At 50.3% G+C, this 17518-nt stretch carries 14 protein-coding genes; 5 read left to right on the top strand and 9 right to left on the bottom strand.

Going from position 1 to position 17518, the window contains the following annotated elements; all coding sequences use genetic code 11:
• Window positions 1–246: 246 nt before the first annotated feature.
• Window positions 247–885, bottom strand: a complete 639-nt coding sequence (locus J2Y43_RS26855; protein ID WP_309989611.1) for a GntR family transcriptional regulator — start codon at window positions 883–885, stop codon at window positions 247–249.
• Window positions 886–1177: 292 nt separating this feature from the next.
• Here J2Y43_RS26855 and J2Y43_RS26850 point away from each other — a divergent pair, with 292 nt between their 5' ends.
• Both J2Y43_RS26850 and J2Y43_RS26845 read left to right on the top strand, forming a co-directional pair.
• A complete protein-coding gene (locus tag J2Y43_RS26850; RefSeq protein ID WP_309989615.1) occupies window positions 1178–2395 on the top strand; it encodes a glycoside hydrolase family 2 TIM barrel-domain containing protein in 1218 nt (405 codons plus the stop codon).
• Entirely contained in the window at window positions 2392–5340 is a 2949-nt protein-coding gene (locus tag J2Y43_RS26845) for a glycosyltransferase family 2 protein (protein WP_309989620.1), read from the top strand. Before J2Y43_RS26850 ends, J2Y43_RS26845 begins: the two co-directional genes overlap by 4 nt.
• Here the strand turns inward: J2Y43_RS26845 and J2Y43_RS26840 are convergent.
• The 6 genes from J2Y43_RS26840 to J2Y43_RS26815 form a co-directional block, all read right to left on the bottom strand.
• Complete coding sequence (locus J2Y43_RS26840; protein ID WP_309989624.1) at window positions 5337–7016, bottom strand: hypothetical protein; 1680 nt, start codon at window positions 7014–7016, stop codon at window positions 5337–5339. The genes J2Y43_RS26845 and J2Y43_RS26840 overlap by 4 nt on opposite strands.
• A gap of 187 nt (window positions 7017–7203) precedes the next feature.
• The gene (locus J2Y43_RS26835; protein ID WP_309989627.1) at window positions 7204–7536 is read right to left on the bottom strand and encodes a hypothetical protein; all 333 of its coding nucleotides are present in this window, start codon (window positions 7534–7536) and stop codon (window positions 7204–7206) included.
• Window positions 7537–7748: 212 nt separating this feature from the next.
• Window positions 7749–8921, bottom strand: a complete 1173-nt coding sequence (locus tag J2Y43_RS26830; protein ID WP_309989630.1) for a glutathionylspermidine synthase family protein — start codon at window positions 8919–8921, stop codon at window positions 7749–7751.
• A 102-nt stretch (window positions 8922–9023) separates the two neighbouring features.
• The gene (locus J2Y43_RS26825; RefSeq protein WP_309989632.1) at window positions 9024–9635 is read right to left on the bottom strand and encodes a hypothetical protein; all 612 of its coding nucleotides are present in this window, start codon (window positions 9633–9635) and stop codon (window positions 9024–9026) included.
• Window positions 9636–9817: 182 nt separating this feature from the next.
• Window positions 9818–11104, bottom strand: a complete 1287-nt coding sequence (locus tag J2Y43_RS26820) for an aminotransferase class V-fold PLP-dependent enzyme (RefSeq protein ID WP_309989635.1) — start codon at window positions 11102–11104, stop codon at window positions 9818–9820.
• Window positions 11105–11170: 66 nt separating this feature from the next.
• The gene (locus tag J2Y43_RS26815; protein ID WP_309989637.1) at window positions 11171–11935 is read right to left on the bottom strand and encodes a M23 family metallopeptidase; all 765 of its coding nucleotides are present in this window, start codon (window positions 11933–11935) and stop codon (window positions 11171–11173) included.
• Window positions 11936–12097: 162 nt separating this feature from the next.
• On the opposite strand from J2Y43_RS26815, the gene J2Y43_RS26810 reads away from it, so the two are divergent.
• Window positions 12098–13069 (top strand): aldo/keto reductase, encoded by a 972-nt coding sequence (locus J2Y43_RS26810; protein WP_309989641.1) that lies wholly within the window; start codon window positions 12098–12100, stop codon window positions 13067–13069.
• Between the two features lie 62 nt (window positions 13070–13131).
• Here J2Y43_RS26810 and J2Y43_RS26805 read toward each other — a convergent pair whose 3' ends face one another.
• Complete coding sequence (locus J2Y43_RS26805) at window positions 13132–13542, bottom strand: DoxX family protein (RefSeq protein ID WP_309989645.1); 411 nt, start codon at window positions 13540–13542, stop codon at window positions 13132–13134.
• A gap of 175 nt (window positions 13543–13717) precedes the next feature.
• Between J2Y43_RS26805 and J2Y43_RS26800 the strand changes: the two genes are divergently transcribed.
• Together J2Y43_RS26800 and J2Y43_RS26795 are read left to right on the top strand one after the other, a co-directional pair.
• Entirely contained in the window at window positions 13718–15979 is a 2262-nt protein-coding gene (locus J2Y43_RS26800) for a TonB-dependent receptor (protein WP_309989648.1), read from the top strand.
• A 146-nt stretch (window positions 15980–16125) separates the two neighbouring features.
• Window positions 16126–16434, top strand: coding sequence for an isoamylase early set domain-containing protein (locus tag J2Y43_RS26795; RefSeq protein WP_309989652.1), 309 nt, complete (start codon window positions 16126–16128; stop codon window positions 16432–16434).
• 149 nt (window positions 16435–16583) lie between these two features.
• On the opposite strand, the gene J2Y43_RS26790 is transcribed toward J2Y43_RS26795, so the two are convergent.
• Window positions 16584–17504: a TIM barrel protein gene (locus tag J2Y43_RS26790; RefSeq protein WP_309989657.1), complete on the bottom strand. Its 921-nt coding sequence runs from the start codon at window positions 17502–17504 to the stop codon at window positions 16584–16586.
• Between the last annotated feature and the right edge of the window lie 14 nt (window positions 17505–17518).

The following is a 17518-nucleotide window of genomic DNA, read 5'->3' as shown; positions in this document are numbered from 1 at the left end:
CGGGCGGGACAAGCACGCAAGCAGCATTCGAAATAATGTTAACAAATATATTATTTTTTTGTCAACAAAAAAATTTAGAAAAAATTATTGTTCCGTGTTTTCAGCAAATGATCTACTGCGAATGCAGCGGCCCGCCGAATGCCTGTCGACAACTGCCCTGTTCAACAGAAAATCCTATGGCACAAAAAAGCCGGTTTCCTTTGCAGGAAACCGGCTCAGAGAGGCACAATATGCTTTTAGGAGCGGCTAGGTCAAGTCGATTGACGCTACTTCACCACGTATAAGATGTTTCAGCAGTGCCTCTTCCGCGCGTTTGACATCCCGCTCTTTAATGCCCGCTACGATTTCACGATGCTCCTGATCTGTCAATTCGTAGTCGTCCATATGTGTCTGGGTTTTACCCAATTTTTGATGAAACAGCGGGATATTACTCGCCTGATACAAATCAACAAGCCTCTCATTACCAGCACATTCTATCAAAGTTTCGTGAAATTTCACATCCGCCTCACACGCTCCGCCGAAGTACCCGCGCTCGACCATCGATGAAAAGTCTTCACAGATACGGTCCAATTCCGCCACCTGTTCTGCCGTAACTTTCTGGATGAGCAGGCGCAATGCACCTATTTCAAGGATCTCGCGGAGCTCCCGGATCTTGTGGCTATCTTCCAGGGTGAGCGTCTTTACAAAAAAGCCTCCCTTCTCCCCTTGTACGATCAGCTGCTCACCGAGCAGCCTCGTTAGGGCCTCTCGGATAGCCATCCTATTGACATCCAGTTTTTTAGACCATTCATCCTCTTTCAGCCGCGTTCCTGACGTCAGCTGATTGGACAGTATCTTTTTCCGCAATTCTGTATATGCCCTGTTCGAGAGTGAGTCTTCCTTCATTTTAATGTAAACAAAAATTCAAAATTTGGTAAACTAAAACATTTATATAAAGGTAAGCAATATTCATAACTTATATATGTGCATACAATCTATGTACTTCTATGCAGATTTAAGAAACTATTTCTGTTTTAAGCCATTTTTATCGTATTTTACTCTTTCAGAACTCAGCCTCAGGTTACAACTACATCCGACATTGTCCATCCGCATTCACTCGCTATTGCTGTTAGCTTTGACGCTTTCCATTATTTTGTCAGGGTGTTTGGGCGAAAAACAACCAAACAGATCGGCCAAAGTGTACATCGAACACAAGGATGGCAGATACACCCTCGTAAGAAACGGAAAACCTTTCAACATCAGGGGCGCCGGGGGGGAATCCCATTTCCGCGAACTTCATGAAGCGGGCGGAAATACATTGCGCACCTGGGATACCACCCATCTCGCTCAGGTCCTCGACAGCGCACAGACGCAAGGACTGGCCGTTATCGTAGGGCTTCCGCTTCCCAACAGCGGCGATATTTCTTTGTACAATAATCCTGAAATTACCAAAACTCGATTTCGGGCACTGCAATCGGTTATCAAACGGTTCAGAAACCATCCTGCGGTATTAATGTGGTGCCTGGGGAACGAGCTCGACTTTCCTTACAAATGGACTTACGGGAGTTTTTACGATTCGTTCAACGAGCTTACGGACATGATCCATCGCGAAGATCCGAACCACCCCATCACCACCACAATCCTGAATTTCAATCCTAAATACATTTTTAACATCGGGCTTCGCTGCGATATTGACGTGATCTCATTTAACATTTTCAGCAATCTGTCCTTGCTCCGTAGAGATCTCGACGACCTTGCCTGGTTCTGGAAAGGCCCATATATGTTGCTCGAATGGGGGATCAACGGCCCCTGGGAAGGCACCGAACAAACGGCATGGGGTGCGTATATCGAAGATACCAGCAAAAAGAAAGCCGACATTTATCAGCAGCGTTACCGGCAGTTCATGCCTTTGCAGGACCCCCGGTTTTTGGGAGCCTGCGTGTTCTTTTGGGGACATAAACAGGAAACTACCCACACGTGGTTCAGCATTTTCGACGAAAACGGCCACCCTTCCGAAGCGGTAGGCGCGATGCAGCGTATCTGGACCGGCCAATCCTCCCCGACTACTTATCCTGACATAAAATACATGCTCCTGAACAGCCAGGGCGCACGTGACAACATATTGCTGAATCCATCGGCGCCCGCTTCTGCCGAAGTGCTCCTCTTTCAGGGCCACGATCGCATCCGGTCGATCCGGTGGCAGGTATTCAGAGAAGATTGGTACCGTGAAAACCGGGCCAACAGCACCCGGAAACTGGTACCCCTGGCGACGAGCGAAAACTCCGGACAAAACCTCCGGCTTTCGTTTTCGGCTCCGAAAGAGGAAGGGCCCTACCGGCTTTTTGCCACGATTTATGACCATGCCGGAAACTTTGCTTCATGTAACACTCCTTTTTACGTCGTAAGCCCTCCATGAAGCGAACATTATATGTAAAGCCCCCCACCCGCAAGCAACTGATCATGCTGCGGCTGATGATCTTCTTCGGACTGGCGTCGATGGGATTTTTCCTATCCAGTGTTCTCTCCGAGGCCGTCAGGGGCTATGCGCCATTGTACTGGATGCTCGTGATTACGTTTGTTTACACCTGCCTGAAAGTACTGCACGAATGGTACCATTACCTGTTTATCACCGTACCGCCGACACCGCCGCTGACGCGTCGGTACACGGTCGATATTTTCACCACTTTCTGCGCCGGCGAGCCGTACGAAATGATCGTTGAGACGCTGACGGCGATCCAGGCCATTACCTACCCCCATGAAACCTACCTGTGCGACGAAGCCGATGACCCTTACCTGCGCGATGTATGCGCACAGCTGGGCGTGCATCACGTGACGCGCACCGACAAGCGGAATGCCAAAGCCGGCAATATCAATAATGCATTAAGTATTTCAAAAGGAGAGCTTTGTGTGGTCCTCGACCCCGATCACGTTCCTTTTCCCGATTTCCTCGATCCGATCATCTCCCATTTCGACAATCCCGAAATCGGTTATGTGCAGATTGTACAAGCGTATAAAAACCACGACGAGGGGTTAATCGCCAAGGGTGCGGCGCAGCAGACATACCAGTTCTACGGCCCGATGATGATGACCATGAACCATTACGGAACCGTGCTCGCAATTGGTGCCAACTGCACTTTCCGGCGCACCGCGCTGGAATCCATAGGCGGGCATGCGGCCGGGCTCGCCGAGGATATGCACACATCCATGCAGCTGCATGCGAAGGGCTGGAAATCGCTGTATGTGCCGGCGGTACTCGCGCGGGGATTGGTGCCTTCCACGCTTTCGGCCTACTATAAGCAGCAGCTCAAATGGTCCCGCGGGGTATTTGATTTGTTTGTACACGTGTATCCGAAACTGTTTTCAAAGTTCACGTGGGCCCAGCGCATTCATTACGGCACTATTCCGCTGCATTACTTGTCGGGTTTCATTTTCCTGATCAACTTCCTGATCCCCATTCTGGCACTGGTACTGGACGTAAGCCCGATGCATTTCGACCTTACCGACTTCCTGCTGGTGAGCCTGCCGATGGCTTTCTGTGTGATCCTTATCCGGCATTTCGTACAATGGTGGGTAATGGAAGACGAAGAGCGGGGGTTCCACGTCGTGGGTGGGCTATTGATGATAGGGACCTGGTGGATATTCATGTTGGGCGTGCTCTACACGATTTCAGGTAAGAAAATCCCTTATGTACCCACCCCCAAAGACGGCAACGAGGCCAACAACTGGCCGCTGAACATTCCGAACCTGGCTGTATTGGGCGTCTCGCTGCTGGCAATGGCTTACGGGCTCTATCAGGATCTGAACCCCTATAACCTGATCATGGCCGGATTCGCCGGGCTGAATTGCTTTTTTATGTGCTTCACGATCGCAGCCAGCCGCCAACAGCAGATCCGTGAACTCTCCGGCTCTTCCGCCTCATTAGATCGCGTATTTAAGGCTATCAAAGAGTTGAAAGGCAATTTCTGGATCCTGCGCCGACGCATTTACAGCGGCGTGAGGACCTCCGCTTTCCTGATCACGGTGTTGTTTATCAGCGTCATCATTTATTTCAGGCGCTTCAACCCCACATTGGAATACAACCTGGCAGCCGCCAGGCAAAACCAGGCGTATGCACTCAGCCTGACAAAACAAAAGCCTCCGCGGCACCCGGATGTACCTGCGCTCTACCGCGCGATGGGCATGCGGGAGCCGGACACGACCGGCCCTCGCATGCGAAAGCCCGTTCAGTTTTTTGAGGGAACACGGGGCGTGAATTATACCAAAGGACATAACTGGTCGAGGAGGTACCCGGCATTTACAAAACATGAGCTCCAAGCCGACCTGGGGCAAATGCGCAAAGCGGGCATCAATGCGATCCGGCATTTTGGCCCCGGCATTTATGACTACAATATCCTGATGGCCACAGGCCGCGCGGGAATCCGGGTGCACTATACTTTCTGGGTGCCTGAAACGCTCGATTTTGTGGACGATCAAAGCGGTGCCGATGATCTGACAGATGAGATTTTAACGACTGTAAGCCGGCTTAAAAGTCAAAAGCACATCGTTTCCTGGAACATCGGCAATGCAGCCATCCAGCGTCACCGCCGGTCGGAGCGTACCGGGGAGCAAAAGCAATATTTGTATTGGTTAAAAAAGGTTACCGAAGCGATTAAAAAGATTGACGGCTCCCGCCCCGTAACAGTAGACCTCGAATTGAATGCAGAAACGCCAAACCTGGCATACCTGGTCAAACAGGTTGCTCCGGCCGTCGATGCCGTAGGGCTTGTTTTGACGGATGTTGAAAAACGGCCCCATGAATCCGTATTCCGGGGACTTGCAGTACCGTTCTATTTCAGCTACATAAATGCCGATGCATTCGCCCGCAGTCAGGAACGGCGTGCCGGAACATTCATTTCCAATTGGCAGGATGAGAAGATATTCGAACAGGTGAGTTTCGATGGCTTGCACGACTATGAGGGTCGGCCCAAGCATTCGTTCCAAATGCTGGAAGCAATTTGGGGCAACCAAAAAATGCCTTCACTCGCCCCTCATTGTAAGATTCTAAAACCTGCTTTGGGTACATTCGAAGGCTCCGCGCTGGATTACCACGCCATTATTCTCCAGAATGATCAATGGAAAGTCATCAAAGAGCCTGCCAAGAGCACACAGTTCGAATGGAAACTTGTCAGAACGGATGGTTTCAATAATCCGGTCGAAATGACGGACGTCGGCCATGGCCCCCGGTTGAGCTTAACCATACCAAAACACCCGTCGCTTTACCGGCTGTATTTGTACGTAGTGCAGGGTGGAACCGTCAATGCAATCATCGAATCTCAACTCAATACGCCGTTAACACCGGGACTAGAGTCTCGCAATCGCTAACGATCCGAATCCAATGCCTCAACAAAATGATTGAATGTAGATGGGCTGATCCCCCAATCCGGCGCCTCGATATCGCCCCATACTTTCGGATTATCGGCAAGGTTGAAGTAACATACACCGACAACTTCTTTGTGGTCTGTTAACACGGCAGCGGCTTTTTCTAACCACTCGGATTGGAAATCCTCCGGCCCCTTCACACCGAATTCCGTAATAAAGATCGGCTTGGACGTCGGGCGCACACGCCACGCCTTGCGGTTGAAGATGGTTTCAAATGACTCCTGCTTCGTAGGGTCTGTAATATTCTTATCAGGCAGGCCGTAAATGGCAATACTGACCAAATCGACCACATCGCCACCGGGGTACCACTCCATGGAGCCCCGATCCCCGGCCGGCCCCCACACTTTTTTCACGTTTTTAATACCTTTTCCCAGCTCCATAAAATGCCGGAACGCCCGAATGTACAAGGCCGGATCCTGGCTTTGCCATGCATAACGGTGGATGGGTATTTCCATTTCATGGGCAAAACGAACGTAAACTGCGAGGTTAGTCTTTGAAATAGTATTAAACAGCGACTTGAATTCCTCATCGTAAACTCCCAAAATCGTATTTTCCAAAACCGAGGAATCCTTTCTGACTTTGCCATCGCGCCAAGGCTCCACGCTGACGATTACTTCATGCCCTCGTCGCACAACGGCTTCGAAATCCCTGGCAAAACCACCGGTTTGTATATTGCCCAAATCCACAAACAGATGTTCGACCTGCACGTCCTTCGAAGCTGTAAGTGCCTGCCGGGGATCGTAAACACCTAAAAGCGGGATGGTGTTCGCTGCCCTACCCGCTGGCTCGTTCATCGCATAGTGCTGAAAAAGAAATCCGGAATCTTGCTTAATCCCCTTTACAGCTTCCCTCAAATCAACTCGCAGCGCATTTACAAGGCTGTCGCTGCCGGAAGCAAACACCCAAACCGGCTTGTTCATAAACCGCGTCCTGATCAGTTTCCGCCTAAGTGCCGTTCGCTGATCGGGATCCGCTGGAAAGGCGTTCGCTGAAAGCTCGCTCTGGCCATTCACCGAAATCCCGACGGCATCCACCACATCGTCTCCCGGCCAGTACTCTTCCGTCCCGGGATAACCGGCCGGCGACCACATGATTTGGAGTGTTGGCTTTGCATTCCGGCAAATCTCCGCCATATGCCTGAACGCCTTGACATAATCGGCCGGAGATTGGTATTGCCACGAGTGCCTTTGAACCGGCACCTCCATATCCGGATCCCAGCGCAGATAAATGCGTTTCTTGTCAGGCAACAGGCTGCATAGCGAGCGCAGGGCATCGTCGAAGTCACCGTCCCTCACCATACGTAGCGCTGCTTTCTGTTCGGCCACGACAGTCAAGAGCAAATCTTTGTCCGCAGCGAGGTCTTTTAATACGGCCGCAAGCGCCGTATCTGCGGTATTCGGATAAAGTTGAATTGAAATGTGTTGAAGGCCTCGCATGGTTACGCCCAACGAGTCGGCCCGGTTGATATAACCTACCGGCTGCTCTGCGAAAGCAGCATTCAGGACATCTGAGGAGTAATTGCCGGATTTTGAAAACGGGTAAAACCGGGTCCAATAAAACACGAGTGCCCCGATCAATATCAATCCTGCGGCTGGCAGGAGAACGCCTTTTGCCTTCATAAAACCCTGAAAAAAAATGCTGCGGGCTTAAATTAGCAAATTCACCTGACCCTAAGGCAAAAAGCGGCAGGTAAGTACATAAAAAAGAACCGGACGATGGTCAGCCTCCCTTGATTCTGACCATGCCCGGTTCCCAGTGTGTGTTAATATTCCTTAGTTAGTGCTCTGTATCAAAGCTTAACCATTTCTAAACCAGCTCGCTTTCGTATTGAAAACCAATGTGTGTTGGCGGGTAACTGAGAATGCGGTTAAATTCGCTAATGGCCTGGTTGATCTGACGCTGAGTGATTCCACTGTATTCCATCAGAAGAACTTTGGCCTGTTGTGCGCTGGACCGCTTCATTTTCCAGTATTGCGGGTGATTAACCCCGATGGGTGTACGAAAGTATTTTTCTTTGGGTTCGCGGATTAAAATCTCGCAATCGGTATCACGTTGCGGACTGTCGTGGAGGAAGTAACTTTTTACGACGACTTTAACCTCCCTGCCGCTTTTTAGTTGGAAAATTTTCTCGTGAATCATGACTTGTCTTTTAAGTATTAAGGATCGATGAATATTGCTGAACTGCTGACGATGTTTCGGGCTTCCTTAAAACTTTCATACCAGCAGCGCCTGTAAAACTTTACAAACTTCGCCGCTGCCAGGGATTTTTCAGCAAAATGATTAGTAAACGGTCATCTCAATGATCCTCCGGTAACAATCTGATTCATAGGCAAGTAAATTTACGTATCCTACTAATCCACAACATGCCCCACAAACTGTGCTGTGTTGTCCAAAATCTTCCCGCCCCGCCTGAACCCCAGCGCGCATGCCTCACCGGCGTAGAACACACCAGCCTGGTAGGTGTAGCCGCCTTCGTCGGTCGGGAGCGCCACGTACTCCTGGTAAATGCGTGGTTGGTCGTCGTATTCTCCTGCTGCGGTTTCCAGCACCGCCCCGCTTTCATCGTGTATGACCACGTTTGCCCCCTCACGGCCCAGCAACACCTTGCTCACCGATTTTTTATGCGGCAACACGTCGCGTTCCGTTTGCAGCAGCAACGGATGGTATGGATATAGGTCCCACAGGATTTTCAGAATGTATTTGGATTGGAACAACAAGGTGTAGGCTGGGTTTAGCACTACCGCTTTCCTGTTTTTCACTATCTCCGTCAGCATTGCCGCCAGTTCCGGCTCGTCGGCCCCGATGTGCTCCCAAGGCACCAGTTTGAACCAGAAATCGAACCGGACGAAATGCCCATGCTCGGGCTCCTGGTAGAATATGCCTTCGCCATTCGAAAACTCCACGTCGTCGATATAGGCAAATTCTACGTCAAAGCCGGCTTCTTTCGCTGCTTCCATCAGTACGGCTACATTGGTGTCGTCCTCGGGGTAGCCGCGCATCGCCGAAAACAACATCGAAGGTGTGAGGTCGCCGTTCTCAGCTTTGAGGTAGGCAAACTGCCCTACCAGGGTTTCAAAGAGCGTATTGAACTGCCGTGATTCATCCATTCCGTTCATCCGCAAATGCGCCCATTGCACGACGGCCGTTTCGGGAACGCAGGTAGCCGTATCGGCATTGAACTCGATTAGTTTGACGGGCTCGTCGTTAAATCCGCCAGCCAGGTCGAACCGACCATATAGATGTATCTGCCGGTCGTCGCTCCAGGAGAGCTTGATCAGCTCGACCAGGTTTTCGGGAATGCCCATTTCCCGGAAAAGGTTGTGATCGATGGCGTGTTGGCCCGCTTCGATCAGCATATCGTATAATGTACCCGCAGCCTCGTAGTAGCTCCCGGCCTGCTGCTCGGTGACGATCACCATGTCGTTTACGACGTACGGGGCCGTGTCGGTACCAAGCGCCCAATCCCAGCCAGCCTTCTGCAATGCAGCTTGCGGCGGATTCGGCAGTGATTTCAATTTTACCATATTTTCAGTGTAAAGTTTACAAGTTCATAAGTCTATAAGTAGCATTCGTAAGCTCACGAAGTTTGACTTCATGAACTTTAAACCCATAAACTCTGAACGCTCTTAGCCGCCGCTTCTTCCCGACGACCTTCCAAAGAAACCTTTCCGGCCTCCCGATGGCCTTGTCGTCACCGTCCTTACCGAACGGGAACTTTCCACGCCCAGCGTCGCGCTGCGGGAGCTGGCCCACGCGCCCGGGTTGGCATAAAACGATCTGCTCCGTTCCATATCCATCCTGTCGCGGTAGTTGTTCATGTAAGAATACGACGAGTTGCGACCCAGCAGGTAACCCATTCCGCCATACAGCAACATGCTAGAAAGCCCGCTGTGATAGCCCATATGCGGGTTCGAGCGGATCTCCTGGTCGATCAGCGCCTTGGCCGCCATGGGGTTCAGCGTATCCTTGTGCCCATCGAGGTAGTCCACAATCGCCATAGAGCTGTCGGCCGGGACGTTTTCTTCGCTGATGATCTTGAATTCTCCCGGACTCACTTCCCTGATATGCGATCGGATTCCTTTACCGTAAGTTGTTTCTTCATAGCTGTATTCCGATTCATCATCATTCGAAGAACAGGAAACGAGCGCCGTCCCCGACAACAATGCCAGCGCCAATGCGCCGCCTATGCCGATATCTTTTACCTTTCTGACAAAAGAGCCCTTTCGTAACTGTGTCATAATGTTGATTTTCTGTTGAGGATTTTTCAAAAGTAATGCATGAAGACGGCAGTTGATTGATGATTCGTGCCAATGGCTTTTTCTGTGGATATCCTAACCTGTGGACTTACAGGCGGCAAAAAATTGGAGCATAACCGGCAGCTAACCCAGCTATGCTCCAAGGACATTAATGTTCAAAAATATCAGGCCTTCTTCGCAATTTTCTCGATGGCGCCTACCAGCTTGTCCAGATCGCTGGTTTTCGTGTATACGTGCGGCGTCACACGCACACACTGGATGTTTTCCCAGTTTATACCCACGGTATGTATTTGATAGTCCTTCATCAGTTTCCCATCCAATTCCTCGGGTTTCATGCCTTCGATGCTGACGCCCGCTATCGCGCAGGAGAACTCGGGTTTCAATGAGGTATGGATTTTCACACCGGGGATTTGCGCGGCTTTTTCCGCCCAGTATTTTTTCAGGTAATGAATGCGGTCCTGCTTGCGCTTGCTACCGATGCCTTCCTGGAAATTAATGGCCTCGCCTATCGCCTGCTCGATCGGGAAGCTGCGGGTGCCCAGCGTCTCAAACTTGCGGATATTGCCGCTTTTCGGCTCGCTGTTGCAAAGGAGCGGCCATATTTTCTCGATTTTGTCTTTTTTAATCCACATCATCCCGCTTCCCACAGGCGCACTCAGGAACTTATGCAGGCTGGTACCAAAGTAGTCGCATTCAAGGTCAGGGATTTTATAATCCAATAAACCAAAAGTGTGCGCGCCGTCACAAACTACCTCGATACCCTTGGCATGTGCCATTTGAGAAATCTCCTTGACCGGCATAATCTGCCCGACCCAGTTGATAATGTGCGTTACGTGGATAATCTTAGTCCGGGGAGTGATCGCATCGGCATACGCTTTCACGATTTGCTCCTTGTTTTCAATGGGAAAATCAAAGGAAAGCTGCTTGTACACGATGCCGTCCCGCATCTGGCGCTGTTTCCAGGCTTGTACCATATTCGGATAATCCTGCAAAGTACCGATCACCTCGTCGCCTTTTTCCAGCGGCAGGCCGAAAATAATGGTATTTAATGCCTCCGTGGCATTGCGATTGATCGCGATTTCTTCCGCATCGGTCCCAGCCAGCTTGGCAAGGCGCTGGCGAAGCGGTTCGCGGCCCTTATCCATAATGCGCCACATATAATAGGATGGGCCCTGGGCTGCGGCTCGGTTATATTTGTCCAAAGCCTCCTGCACCACAATCGGCGAGGGTGATACGCCCCCGTTATTGAGGATAATGATTTCGCTTTTGCTGGCAGTGTAAGCATCCTGGATTACCGACCAGTATTCTTCGTTGCTTTCGCTGGCGGGGTTCCAAAGTTGTTCTGCTTCGAGGAATTGCCCGGCGTGGAGCTGGTTGAAAAGGCTGTTGATCCCGAAAGCGCCCATACCCAAGGCAGCACTCTTCCGGAAAAAGGAACGGCGGTTGTTCATACAATTTTGTTTAAGGAATAGTAATGGAGTGAAGTACAATATATTGAATATCTACTTCAATCCCAATTACTCAGCCCCTAAACCGTCCCTCACTGCCGCTTCTTTCAGCCATTCGTAGGTATCGGCAGGCATGGGCAGCCCGTCGACGTCGAGTTGCAGGAACATCAAATGTAAATGTGTAGGTGAGCGTTTCTGGTAGGCATTATAGCCGGTGCGCCCCATCTCTGAAATCTTGTCGCCCGCATTCACCCATTGGCCGGGCTGGACCTCCACGATGTTGTTGTGGGCATAATAGAATAGGCCGTCGAGGCAGGGATCGTAAATCCAGATCCAATTGCCGCCCCGGTATTCACTGTCGTATTTCCAGCTTGTTTCGGTAGCCACCACGAGGCCCGACGTGAATGCGAGGACGTCGATAGGTTTCCAGGTTCGGTCGTCGAGCACGTCCTGGTCCTTATCGCGTACAAACAGGTCGTGAGCCGGATGGCTGCCGGTCACACTCATATCGAAGAGATCGAAGCCATTGGGGCGGTAGCCCCGTCCTCTGGAACCGACCGACTCCCTGGCCGTGTAGCCTTTGATCGGGTAAACGAAATAGGATGAGTCGATGGACCGGCACGTATCCCTGCGAAATTCGGCACGGAGGTTACGCATTACCGCTCCAAACGCCGCGCGAGCAGAATCGGGCGAGATTACATTATCGCGGATATCCATCTGGATCTGATGGAAAGTCCGGCAGTATTCTGCAATTTTATCGGAAGATTCACTCTGGTTCGTCAAACCGGCCACACAAATCACCAACACGATCCCGGCAATTCTTTTAAATGTCATCAACAATGCGTTAACTAACCCCTTTTCTTTCACTTAAACCCTGTTTTTTGAAGAACGATAGCGAGAAGGCTCACTAATAAAAAAGCGCTGCAAAGGTATCCGTTCTATATTAAATAAATGCAGAGAAGTTCTTTATTGGTCAAACACTAAAATCAGATTACAATGCAAAAACGTCGTTTTGGACGAACTGGCTGGGAAATCAGCGAAATAGGTTATGGAATGTGGGGGCTTGCGGGTTGGACAGGCTCCGACCGCAAGGAGACGGACGACTCTCTCGACCTGGCCGTCGAATCGGGTGTCAATTTCTTCGATACCGCCTGGGGCTACGGCGAGGGCCTGAGCGAGCGCATCCTCGGCGAGCTGATCAAACGCAATCCCGACAAAAAGATTTACGCCGCCACCAAGATACCTCCCAAAAACCGCCAATGGCCGTCGCGCTCCGAATTCGCGCTGAAAGACGTATTTCCGGCCGATTACATTGTAGAATACACCGAAAAAAGCCTTCAAAACCTCGGTACCGAGCAGATTGACCTGCTGCAATTCCACGTGTGGGAAGATGCCTGGGCGGAAGAAGACGAATGGAAAGAAGCCATTCAAAAACTAACCCAAGAAGGGAAGGTAGCAGCCTGGGGCATCAGCATTAACCGCTGGGAGCCTGACAATGCATTGAAAACCCTCGAAACCGGCCTGATCGACGCCGTACAGGTGATTTACAATATTTTTGACCAGGCGCCGGAGGATAACCTCTTCCCACTTTGCCGGAAGCTCGACATCGGCGTGATCGCCCGTGTGCCTTTCGATGAGGGAACGCTCACCGGCTTGTTGACCAAGGAAACCAAATTTCCGGCCGACGACTGGCGCTCGACCTATTTCGTGCCCGAAAACCTGAATGCGAGCGTGGACCATGCCGAAGCATTGCGCGCCGATATCCCGGCAGGTATGACGATGCCCGAACTCGCATTGCGTTTCATCCTCAACAATCCCGATGTGCATACGACAATCCCAGGCATGCGCAAGCTCCCGCACGTACGCTCGAACGTGGCCGTCAGCGACGGTGTGCGGCTCGACGCCGCAGTGGCCGAGCAAATGAAAGCCCACCGCTGGGACCGCCAGCCTACCAAATGGTCGCAATAGTTTATATAAACAAAATGCCTTCCCTGACCGGAAGGCATTTTGTTTGTCAGTACTTCGAGTTTTTACCGATACAATTTCGCGTCCACCGAGAACCTCCCCGGGCCTGTCAGGAACAATGCGATATAAGGAAAGACATACAATAACGCATGTTCCTTCATATCAAATGGGTCTTTGGCATGCACGACCGTCGCTACTACCACCATCGTAATAATCAGCGGAATGAGCGCCGCGCGGGTTCCGAGACCGAGGATAATGAGGATCGAACAGCCGAACTCGGCGCAGATAGTCAGTACATAGGACAGTTCCTCGCCTATCCCGATCGGGTCAGCGAATGAATGGTCGCCGCCAAGAAATGTCGTGAGTTTGGCGTAACCGTGCGTGAGCATAAGGCACGACACCCCTACCCGCAGGATCAGCACCGCCCAGTCCGCCGAAGCAGGCAGTTTAATCGGTTTCAGAAATCTTTTAAGCATAGTGAGTTAAACTGGTTTACAGATAAATTGGCAAGGTTACAACGAATGCCGCGTCGAAGATAGTTTCCCTTCAATTTAATATAACCGAATTTTTAATTTTCATATATCAAGTTTTATTTTTAGGTTTGTCTAAATTTATATTGAGATACAAGTAAAATAATAATTCGGCCATTCTATGAAGCTACGGATACTCTTATTGTTCAGTTGTTTGCCATTCGGTGCCTGGGCTCAATTTTCACTTTCCGGGAAAATATCATTGGAAGGCCTGACCGACCCGGCATTCGGGGCATCGGTTTATATCAATGAACTAAAAACCGGCACCACGGCCGACACCGCGGGCTATTTCAAGCTCGCCGGCATTCCCAAAGGAACTTACACAGTGCGCGTCAGCTATGTTTCCCTGCCCACAATCACCGAAAAGAATGTGCGGATAGACCGCGACATTACCCGAAATTTTGTGATGAAATCGGGCGCTAATGCACTGGAAGAGGTGGTTGTGACCGGTACTATGAAAGAAGTTTCGAAGCTCGACAGCCCGGTACCGGTCGATATTATTACTTCCAAATTCATTTATAAAAACCCGGTCCCGAGCATTTTTGAAGGGCTGAGCTATGTGAACGGCGTGCGGCCCCAGCTGAACTGCAACGTCTGCAACACGGGCGATATTCACATTAACGGCCTCGAAGGGCCTTACACCATGGTACTCATCGACGGCATGCCGATGGTGAGCGGGCTTTCCACCGTTTACGGACTTTCGGGCATTCCGAACAGCCTGATCGAGCGTGTGGAGATCGTGAAAGGGCCTGCGTCTACACTATACGGTTCCGAAGCTGTGGGCGGGTTAATCAACATTATTACCAAAAACCCGTCGAAGGCGCCGGTATTCTCGGCCGATGTGTTTGGTACCACCTGGCGCGACTATAATGTGGACCTCGGAGTGAAATTTACCCCAGGCGAAAAGAGCAGCTCCTTGTTGGGAGTCAATTATTTCAACTACCAAAACCCGATCGACAACAACAAGGACGGCTTCACCGATCTCACACTCCAGAACCGCATTTCCATCTTCAACAAATGGTCGTTCGACCTGAAAAACAACCGGCAGGCAAATGTGGCTGCACGCTACTATTATGAAGACCGCTGGGGCGGGCAAATGCAATGGAACCGCTCCTACCGCGGCGGTGACGAGGTTTATGGAGAAAGTATTTACACCAAACGTTTCGAGCTTTTAGGGAACTACCAGCTACCGTTTACTGAAAAAATTACGTTGCAATACTCTTTCAGCTCACATAACCAGAACTCGGCATACGGTCACGTGCCGTTCAATGCCGACCAGAAGATCGCATTCGCGCAGTTTTTGTGGGATAAGGAAATCGGGAAGCACAGCCTGCTCATGGGAACACCCTTCCGCTACACTTTTTATAATGACAATACCCCCGCGACCCGCTACTCCGACGGCCAGGACCACGCCGACAAGATTTACCTCCCAGGCATATTCATTCAGGACGAGTTCAAAAGCGGCCCGCATTCCATTCTTTTGGGTGCGCGGTACGACTACAACAGCCGCCACGGAAGCATTTTCACACCGAGAGCGGCTTACAAATACAAGTTCAATCAAACGGACGTAATTCGGTTGAATATCGGCCGCGGTTTCCGCATCGTGAACCTTTTTACCGAAGATCACGCAGCGCTGACCGGCTCGCGCGAAGTCGTATTGAAAGAGGCATTGAAACCAGAGCAAAGCTGGAATGCGAATATCAACGTCGTTAAGAAGATCGTAACGGGGAATTCGTTCGTCGGAATCGATGCTTCGGTGTTCTATACCCATTTCACCAACCGTATCCTGCCCGACTACGATACCAATCCGAACGAAATCATTTACGATAACCTTGATGGCTACGCGGTTTCGAAAGGCATTAGCCTCAATCTGGACTTTAACTTCCCTTTTCCGCTGAAAATCATTGCCGGCGGTACCTATATGGATAACTTCCAGAAGGAAAACGGTGTGCGTTTCAGACCCGTACTGACCGAGAAGTTCACCGGAACGTGGTCTGTTTCCTACGAAATACAGAAAGCAGGGCTCTCATTCGACTACACGGGGAACATTTACGGGCCAATGCGCCTGCCGCTGTTGAGTGAAACCGACCCCCGCGCCGCGAACTCGCCGGTTTGGTCTTTGCAGAATATCCAGGTAACCAAAAAGTTTGACAACGGACTGGAAATTTACGGCGGCGTTAAAAACCTGCTCAACTTCACTCCGCCTGCCACCTCGATCGCCCGCGCGAACGATCCGTTCGACAAAAACGTAAAATTTGACGGGCAAGGACAAGTAATTGCAACGCCGGACAACCCCTACCGGCTAACGTTCGATCCATCGTACGTATATGCGCCAAATCAGGGCATCAGGGCATTTTTAGGGATGAGATATACGCTCAGATAGGTTGAGGGCCCGACATCAAAAAATGTCGCATGAAATGTTATTATATAACTTTTCAAAGATCATAAACATTCAGCACACTGATATTCATTGATTTGAATAATTTTTGATTGTATCTTTGAGCCATCAACCAATTAACACTACAAGTTATGGCATTAACAAAACAATTTGTAAAAAGTAAGTCTGTTTACAAAGTGACGTTTACAGTTCCTGCGGAAGCAGCGTCAGAAGCGAAGAATATTGCCCTCGTAGGCGAGTTCAATGGCTGGAACCCGGAAGAAGCGATCGCATTAAAAAAACAAAAAGACGGCTCATTCAAAACCATCGTGGAGTTGGGTGCCGGAGAATATCAGTTCCGTTACATCCTCGACGGCGAGAAGTGGGAAAACGACTGGGCAGCCGACAAATATGTTCCTGCCGGCGTAGATGCTACTGAGAATTCGGTAGTGGTTCTTTAAGGGCAGTAAGCTTTAAGCTATAAGCCTTAGGCTGTAAGCTAATTAAAAAACCGGGGCTGTACAGTCCCGGTTTTTTTAGTATATCGCAAAATCTATTGCTTAAAGCATATAGCTTATAGCCTATCGCTTAAAGCCTAATGCTTACAGCCTTATATTGTAAAACCATCACTCTCCACATAAGCCTTGATCAGCGCTTCTTCGCCTTCTTTTCCTTGCTTGGAGTTTCCGTGCTCCATACCCATAATGAACGACTTGCCTTCTTTCTTGCTGCGGTCGTAGATGTATTTGAACACGTTTTTATAATTGATCTCGCCGGTTGTGGGCTCTTTACGGCCCGGCTCGTCGCCGATCTGGAAGTAGTCGATCTCGCTCCATGTGCGGTCGATGTTGTAAATCAGGCGGCCTTCGTTTTTCTGCATGTGGTAAATATCGTACAGGATCTTGCAGGACTTGCTGTTCACTCCGCGGCAGATTTCATACGTCTGATCCGAAGTTCTCAGGAATAGGTTTGGTGAATCGCTCAACGGTTCGAGCACCATTACCAGCCCGTGTGGTTCGAGGATTTCGGCACCACGGCGTAATGCGTCGATTACGTTACCGGTTTGCACGCCGATCGGCAGGTTTCTTTCAAAATCACCCGGAACAACGGTCATCCATTTCGCATTCACCCGTTTCGCAACTTCCACCGCTTTTTTACAGCCATTCAGAAAAATGTCGATATATTCTTGCTTGCCAGCGGCCAGTGTATTGGCACCATTACCACCTTTATCTACCACAAACACGCCCATTTCCATTCCCAGGCGGCTCATTTCTTTAGCAATGGCTTCCTGCTGCTCCACCGGACGGCCCATCATACCGTTATCTTCCAACGCCATGAAACCCTGGTCTGCCATAAATTTAAGCTGGTCGATCAGATCCTTTCCGGCGCTGTTCTGAAACATCCCGAAGTGGGAAGCATATTTGAGCTTAAACTTGTTTTTGGCCATAGGAGCGGTGGCAAATGCATCTCCTGCTGCGATTGCGGCACCAGCCAAACCAAGGGTAGATTTTACAAAATTTCTGCGGAGCATAAATGTTTCGATGT

This window comes from Dyadobacter sp. BE31, from assembly GCF_031457695.1.
Classification (GTDB): domain Bacteria; phylum Bacteroidota; class Bacteroidia; order Cytophagales; family Spirosomataceae; genus Dyadobacter.
The sequence above is the reverse complement of the archived record's forward strand: the minus strand, read 5'-3'. Positions and strand labels throughout refer to the sequence as shown.